We start from the raw sequence: 7,429 nt of genomic DNA, 5'->3' as shown, positions 1-7,429 counted from the left end.
CACAGTTCTACGTGCCGAACTCGCCGAGCTGGGGTATCGATAACCGTACTGTTGCCTTGCGCGTGCCTAACGACACCCGCGATGCCGTGCGTATCGAACACCGCGTTGCCGGCGCCGATGCCAACCCGTACCTGCTGCTCTCGGCAGTACTGGCGGGCGTGCACCATGGCCTGACCAACAAGATCGAGCCAAGCGCACCGGTAGAAGGCAACTCCTACGAGCAGAACGAGCAGAGCCTGCCGAACAACTTGCGTGATGCCCTGCGCCTGTTGGACGACAGCGAAGTCATGGCCCGTTATATCGACCCGAAATACATCGACATCTTCGTCGCCTGTAAAGAGAGTGAACTCGCCGAGTTCGAAAACTCCATTTCGGACCTCGAGTACAACTGGTACCTGCACACGGTGTAAGTACCCATTCAACGCCGGCCTGATCAGGCCGGCGTTGTTTTATCTGCTAACTCCAATTTTGCCTACACCGCAGCCTCGCGCTGCGTTGTTGTTTGTGTGCCATGGCCAGCCCAGACGTGCATTGAAATCCACAGACATGTCGCGGCTCGCTCAGTTGTAAAGGATTTGAGCGATAACTCCGTTCGCCGCACGGCTTGTGCGGCCCATGCTGTGAACCGACACGTAAGGAAGTCGTCATGCCACGCTTTTTAGCCGCACTGTTGTTTGCTGGCTCATCCGTTTTGCTCGCCGCCCCGGCCGCCCATGCCGAAGACCTGGTGGTCTACAACTGGAACGACTACATCGCCCCGCAGGTGCTGGTCGATTTCGAGAAAGAAACCGGCATTCATGTCGACTACCACACCTACAGCACCGCCGAAGAGCTGGAAAAAGCCCTGGCCAGCGGCGAGTCCATCGATATTGCCGTGCCGTCGCACGACACCCTGCCCGCACTGATCAAAGCCGGGCGCTTGCAGCCGCTGGACCTCACCCGCCTGCCCAACCGCTCGCACCTCGACAAACAGCTGCTGAGCAAACTCAACGCCGTGGATCCGCAAAACCGCTACGCGATTCCCTATCTCTGGGGCGCGGTCGGCTTGGCCATCAACGTACCGCAGGCGGAAAAAGCCTTTGGCGGCCCGCTGCCGAACAGCTGGAGCCTGCTGTTCGACCCGGCGCAAAGCGCGCGCCTGGCCAGTTGCGGTATCAGCGTGCTGGATGCGCCGGATGAAGTGATGTCGGTCGCCATGAATTACCTCGGCCGCAGCCTCGCCCACAGCCCGCCGACGCAAATCAAGCAGGGCGGCGAGATGTTGCAGGCGGTTCGCGGAAACATCCGCTACGTCGACAGCGAGCGTTATATCGATGACTTGAAAGAAGGCCGCCTGTGTATGTCGCTCGCCTGGGTGGGCGACGCATTGGGCGCCAGCGCTGCTGGGCAGAACGTGCAATTCGTGGTGCCGGATGAAGGCTCGGTGCTGTTTATCGACAACCTGGTCATTCCCAGCAGCGCCCGCCGCGCCGACCTGGCGCACCGCTTTATCGACTACGTGATGCAACCGAAAGTGGCCGCGCAAATCACTGCTGAAACCCTGTACCCCAGCGGCAACGCCGATGCTCGCCAGTTCCTCGACCCGGCCCTGCGTGACCAACCCGGCCTCTACCCGGACCGCGCGACCAAGCGCCGGCTGGCTGCACTGGAAGTGCTGCCCGAGAAAATCTCGCCGATCAAAGACGAGGTGTGGGGCAAATTTCGTAGCGGCAGTTGAAAGGATTAAGCCGTTCCCACAAGCGCGAGTCCGCCTCTGTGGGAGCGGCTTCAGCCGCGATGCTCTTCCAGCCCCCGCTTGCCCCCACCGTGCGGCCTGACGTCCAATAGCGCCTCGATCAAGGAGAGCCTTATGCAGCGTCCCGCCACCGCCCGCAAACCCCGCGCCAGCAGCCAGGCGCGCATCGCGTCCATTCTCGATGCCGCGCGCGCCTTGTTAGCGGAGGAAGGCGTTGCCGGCCTGTCGATTTACAGCGTGGCCGAGCGCGCGCTGATGCCGCCCTCCTCCGTGTACCACTTCTTCGCCAGCGTGCCGGCCATTCTCGAAGCGCTGACGGCGGATGTGCACGCCGCCTTTCGCGCCACGCTCGAATGCCCCATCGACCACGCCAGCCTGCAACACTGGCGCGACCTTTCGCGCTTGGTCGAGCAGCGCATGTTGGACATTTACACGGGCGACGCCGCCGCCCGGCAGCTGATTCTCGCCCAGCACGGGCTCGCTGAAGTCACCCAGGCCGACCGTCAGCACGACATCGAACTGGGCCGTCTGCTGCACGCCCTGTTCGACCGCCACTTCCCCCTGCCGCAATTGCCCACCGAGCTGGATGTGTTTGCCCTGGCCTTGGAACTAAGCGACCGCGTGTATGCCCGCTCGGTGCAGCAATTTGGCGAGATCACCCCGCGCCTGGCTGAGGAAGGCATGCGCGTATTCGATGTTTATCTGGGCTTGTACCTGCCGGCATTCCTGCCCAAGCGGGAAACAGCGGCCGTTTAATCGATATTTATCCGTTTATTTATCGTTAATTATCTTCCAATAGACAAAATCACCTTCTAAGTCGGATTTTTATCGACTATAAAGTGGCACCTGCAAAACGGCTTTCTAAGCCTGCCAACAAGAAAAGAGGTGTTTGATGTCTCGTACCGTAACTGTCGCCGCCACGCAGATGGCTTGTTCCTGGGACCGTGCCGTGAATATCGCCACGGCGGAGAAACTGGTTCGCGAAGCGGCTGCCAAGGGCGCGCAAATCATCCTGATTCAGGAGCTGTTCGAGACGCCTTACTTCTGCCAGAAGCCCAACCCCGACTACCTGCAATTGGCCACGCCTACCGACACCAACGCCGCCATCGCCCATTTCCAGAAAGTGGCCAAAGAGTTGAGCGTGGTGCTGCCCATCAGCTATTTCGAACTGGCCTGCCGCGCGCGTTTCAACAGCATCGCCATCATCGACGCCGACGGCAGCAACCTCGGTGTGTACCGCAAAAGCCACATTCCGGACGGTCCCGGCTACCACGAGAAATACTACTTCAACCCCGGCGACACCGGCTTCAAGGTGTGGAACACCCGCTACGCGAAAATCGGCGTGGGCATTTGCTGGGACCAGTGGTTCCCCGAATGCGCCCGGAGCATGGCGCTGATGGGGGCGGAAATTCTGTTCTACCCGACCGCCATCGGCAGCGAGCCGCACGACAAAACCATCAGCTCGCGCGACCATTGGCAGCGCGTGCAACAAGGCCATGCCGGCGCTAACCTGATGCCGCTGATTGCCTCCAACCGCATCGGCAATGAAGCGCAAGACGGCTACGACATCACCTTCTACGGCTCCTCGTTTATCGCCAACCAGTTCGGCGAAAAGGTCGAGGAACTCAACGAAATCAAGAAGGCGTGCTGGTGCATACTTTCGACCTGGACCAACTCGAACACATCCGCAGCGCCTGGGGCAGCTTCCGCGATCGTCGGCCGAACCTGTACGGTCCGATCAAAACCCTCGACGGTGCGCTCGAATCCTGACACCGACCTGTAGGAGCGGCTTTAGCCGCGATGCTCTTCTCCATCAACAGCATCGCGGCTAAAGCCGCTCCTACAAGTACCCAACAAGGTATTTGCAATGACCACACTGACCACCACTCCCCGCGCCGACGGCTTTTCCATGCCAGCCGAGTGGGCACCCCACAGCCAGACCTGGATGGTGTGGCCGCAGCGCCCGGACAACTGGCGCCTCGGCGGCAAGCCGGCACAAGCGGCGTTCACCGCCGTGGCCAAAGCCATCGCCCGCTTTGAGCCGGTGACCGTCTGCGTAAACGCCGACCAATACGAAAACGCCCGCGCGCGCCTGGATGCCGACAACATTCGCGTGGTCGAAATCAGCACCGACGACGCCTGGGTGCGCGACACCGGCCCAACCTTCGTGCGCAACGCCAGCGGCGAAATCCGTGGCGTGGACTGGACCTTCAACGCCTGGGGCGGCTTCGATGGCGGCCTGTATTCGCCGTGGACCCGCGACGATCAGGTGGCCAGCAAAATTCTCGAAATCGAACGCCGCGATCGCTACCGCACCGAAGGCTTTGTGCTTGAAGGCGGCTCGATTCACGTCGACGGCGAAGGCACGGTGATCACCACCGAAGAGTGCCTGCTCAATCGCAACCGCAACCCGCACCTGAGCCGCGAAGACATCGAAGCGGTGTTGCGCGATCACCTGGCCATCGAAACCGTAATCTGGCTGCCCGACGGCCTGTTCAACGATGAGACCGACGGCCACGTCGACAACTTCTGCTGCTACGTGCGCCCCGGCGAAGTGCTCCTGGCCTGGACCGACGACACGCAAAACCCCAACTACGAACGCTGCCAGGCCGCCATGCGCGTGCTGGAAAGCGTGAAAGACGCCAAGGGTCGCCAGTTGGTCGTGCACAAAATGCCGATTCCCGGCCCGCTGTACGCCACCGATGAAGAATGCGCAGGCGTGGATTTGGTGGCGGGTACGCAGGAGCGCGACCCGTCGATTCGCCTGGCCGGTTCGTACGTGAACTTCCTCATCGTCAACGGCGGCATCATCGCCCCCAGTTTCGACGACCCGAAAGACGCCGAAGCCAAAGCGATCTTGCAGCGGCTGTTTCCGGAGCATGAAGTGGTGATGGTGCCGGGGCGGGAAATTTTGCTGGGCGGCGGGAATATTCACTGCATTACGCAGCAGCAGCCGGCTTAACAAAAAAGCATCGCGGCTGAAGCCGCTCCTACAGATTGCACATTCCTGTAGGAGCGGCTTTAGCCGCGATGCTCTTGTTTACTAAGCCCGAATAATCCGGTTCTTGCCCTGCCGCTTGGCGTTGTACATCGCCGCGTCGGCGCGGGCGAACAGGGTGTCGAGGGTGACGTCGGCATCGGTCAGGCTGGTCAAGCCCTGGCTGACGGTGACGCCAAAGGTGACGCCGTTGCAGCTGAACACCAGCCGCTGAATTTCCCGCTGCAAGCGCTCGGCAATTTGCAGAGCCAACTCCTCGGTGCAGCAGGGAAATAGCGCGGCAAACTCTTCCCCGCCGATACGCCCGAACAAGTCGCCACGACGCAACGCCGCGCTGCCACATTGGGCGATCCGTTGCAGCACCACGTCGCCCATCTGATGGCCGTAGGTGTCGTTGATCTGTTTGAAGTTATCCACGTCCAGTAACAGGAACGCCAACGGCGCGTCTTCCTGGGTGGCTTGCTGGAATTCGGTGTGGGCGCATTCGAAGAAGTAGCGGCGGTTACTGCTTTGCGTCAGCACGTCGGTGGTGGCCAGGCGATGCAGCTCGCCTTCCAGGTGTTTCTTCTCGGTGATGTCTTCGGCAATGCCGACCACAATCAGCGGCTTGCCTGCTTCGGCCTGGCGGCTGATAAAGCATTTGTCGCTCAGCCAGCGCAATTGGCCGTCGGCCCGGAGAATGCGGTATTCGCGGTCTTCAACGGCGCCTTTGACCAGCACCTCGGCGAAGGTAGCGGCGGCGTGCTCAACGTCGTCGGGGTAGATGCTGTTCAGCCATTCCCCGTAATCGGCCATCAACAAGCCTGCGTTACGGCCGAACACGCGCTCGTAGGCGGGGCTGACGTAGAGAATGCGCTGGGCATCCCAGTCGAACGCCCATAGCACGATGTTTACGCTGTCCAGCAGCGAGCTGAACATCTGCTCACGCTCGCGCAAACGCTCCACTTCGCCGCGGCTATGCAGCAGCGCCAGAGTCAGTTCTTCCAACTCGGGGGAAAGTGGCAGTGTTAATGGGGGATGTTCGTCCATTAGATGTCCTTTTCTATCAACGAAACTACGACCATCGACGCGGCATAAGGTGCCAATCCATGACACAGAAAAAAGCCCGCCAATCGGCGGGCTTTGACGCTTTATGGCGCAGTTATAGCCTGTTTACAGCGCGTTTGCCGGACGCAACGAGTAGGTTTTGAGGTGTTCCGCAAAATCACGCAACGACTGAATGCCGCTGGCCTCCGCTTCGCTCACCCAAAGCTTCATCGCCTCGAGCATGTCGTGGCCATTGCTGCTGGTTTTCACCCAGATATGTTGCAACGCCAGGCGCTTCTCATAAATCACTTTTAGCGCCTGGCTTTGTTCCAGCATGGCCTGAATGCGCTGGTGATGGCGCTCTTCCAGCAGGCTGGTCTCACGCGACAACAAACGCTTGGCGCGGTGGAATTTGGCTCGTACCGAGGCGTCGGCTTTGGCCAGTTCCAGTTTCACCAGCGGCGCGATAACGGCGCGGCGGTACTGGGCCATGATCTGGAAGCGGTTGTTGAGAATGGCCATGGCGGTGTCCATGTCCAAGTAGCCTTTGCCCGTCACCCGATGAGCAATCGGCGCCACGCGCTGCACCTTGGCCAGGCGCAAGAAGCTGAACAGTTGAATCCAGGCCCAGCCCATATCGAATTCCCACTTGCGAACCGACAGCTTCGCCGAGTTCGGGTAGGTGTGGTGGTTGTTATGCAGCTCTTCGCCGCCGATCAAAATGCCCCACGGCACCAGGTTGGTGGCGGCATCGCGGCATTCGAAGTTGCGGTAGCCCACGGCATGGCCCAAACCGTTGATAACGCCGGCAGCCCACACCGGAATCCACATCATCTGCACGGCCCACACGGTGATACCCAGCGCGCCGAACAGGGCCAGGTCGATCACCGCCATGATGGCGATACCGCCCAACGGGAAGCGCGAGTACACCTTGCGCTCGATCCAGTCTTCGGGGCAGTTCTTGCCATAAATCCGCAGGGTTTCGGGGTTTTCCGCTTCAGCGCGGTACAGTTCCGCGCCTTTGCGCAGCACGGTCGACAAACCTTTAATAACCGGGCTGTGCGGGTCGTCAGCAGTTTCACATTTGGCGTGGTGTTTGCGGTGAATGGCGGTCCATTCACGGGTGTTCTGGCCGGTGGTCATCCACAGCCAGAAACGGAAAAAGTGCTTGAGCGCAGGGTGCAGTTCCAACGAGCGGTGCGCGGAATAGCGATGCAAATAAACCGTCACCGACACAATGGTCACGTGGGTCATCAGCAAGGTAACCGCCAGAACCTGCCAGGCCGACAGGTCGAGAAAACCGTTGTACCACATAGATGGAGCTACCTCGGAAAAGTGAACGCCGGCTGGATCAACCTGGCGTGGGCATTATCTCTAAGCAGTGTGAGAAAACCACCCTGCACTTAGATCAAAATATGTTCAATTTCTGGGTGCTCTGTTCGGCTGGCGATCAATTTCGACGAAGACCCTTGGCGGTTGCGGCCAAAATGCGCATCGCTAGCGCTCGCCGGCATGACCGATTGCACACCTGAGGAAATAATCGGCTGTTGAGCGGGAATGCTTAGGCCCGCTCGTCATGACGGCGCGGTGTATGACGATGGACAACGCGCAAGCCAAACGGCGGCGCTCCTCGGCGCGCCTTAAAAGCATCGAGGCTGAAGCCTCTCCCA

5 protein-coding genes and 2 pseudogenes are annotated in these 7,429 nt (G+C 60.2%); 5 read left to right on the top strand and 2 right to left on the bottom strand.

Annotated elements, in window-relative coordinates:
• The 5 genes and pseudogenes from ACZZZP_RS24650 to aguA form a co-directional block, all read left to right on the top strand.
• Positions 1-410: pseudogene (locus ACZZZP_RS24650) on the top strand (glutamine synthetase); the annotation flags it as partial.
• A 236-nt stretch (positions 411-646) separates the two neighbouring features.
• Complete coding sequence (locus ACZZZP_RS24645) at positions 647-1,717, top strand: polyamine ABC transporter substrate-binding protein (RefSeq protein ID WP_463384454.1); 1,071 nt, start codon at positions 647-649, stop codon at positions 1,715-1,717.
• Positions 1,718-1,849: 132 nt separating this feature from the next.
• Positions 1,850-2,491, top strand: a complete 642-nt coding sequence (locus ACZZZP_RS24640; RefSeq protein ID WP_463384453.1) for a TetR/AcrR family transcriptional regulator — start codon at positions 1,850-1,852, stop codon at positions 2,489-2,491.
• Positions 2,492-2,627: 136 nt separating this feature from the next.
• A pseudogene (aguB, locus tag ACZZZP_RS24635) lies at positions 2,628-3,505 on the top strand (N-carbamoylputrescine amidase).
• 97 nt (positions 3,506-3,602) lie between these two features.
• Entirely contained in the window at positions 3,603-4,697 is a 1,095-nt protein-coding gene (gene aguA, locus ACZZZP_RS24630) for an agmatine deiminase (protein ID WP_463384451.1), read from the top strand.
• Between the two features lie 81 nt (positions 4,698-4,778).
• Here aguA and ACZZZP_RS24625 read toward each other — a convergent pair whose 3' ends face one another.
• Together ACZZZP_RS24625 and desA are read right to left on the bottom strand one after the other, a co-directional pair.
• Positions 4,779-5,762 carry a sensor domain-containing diguanylate cyclase gene (locus ACZZZP_RS24625; RefSeq protein WP_122497691.1) on the bottom strand — a complete coding sequence of 328 codons (984 nt, stop codon included), beginning with the start codon at positions 5,760-5,762 and terminating at the stop codon, positions 4,779-4,781.
• A 123-nt stretch (positions 5,763-5,885) separates the two neighbouring features.
• Complete coding sequence (gene desA / locus ACZZZP_RS24620; RefSeq protein WP_122497693.1) at positions 5,886-7,073, bottom strand: delta-9 fatty acid desaturase DesA; 1,188 nt, start codon at positions 7,071-7,073, stop codon at positions 5,886-5,888.
• Between the last annotated feature and the right edge of the window lie 356 nt (positions 7,074-7,429).

The sequence above is a fragment of the Pseudomonas sp. AC211 genome (assembly GCF_979258055.1).
This window is presented reverse-complemented; position numbering and strand designations above follow the sequence as displayed.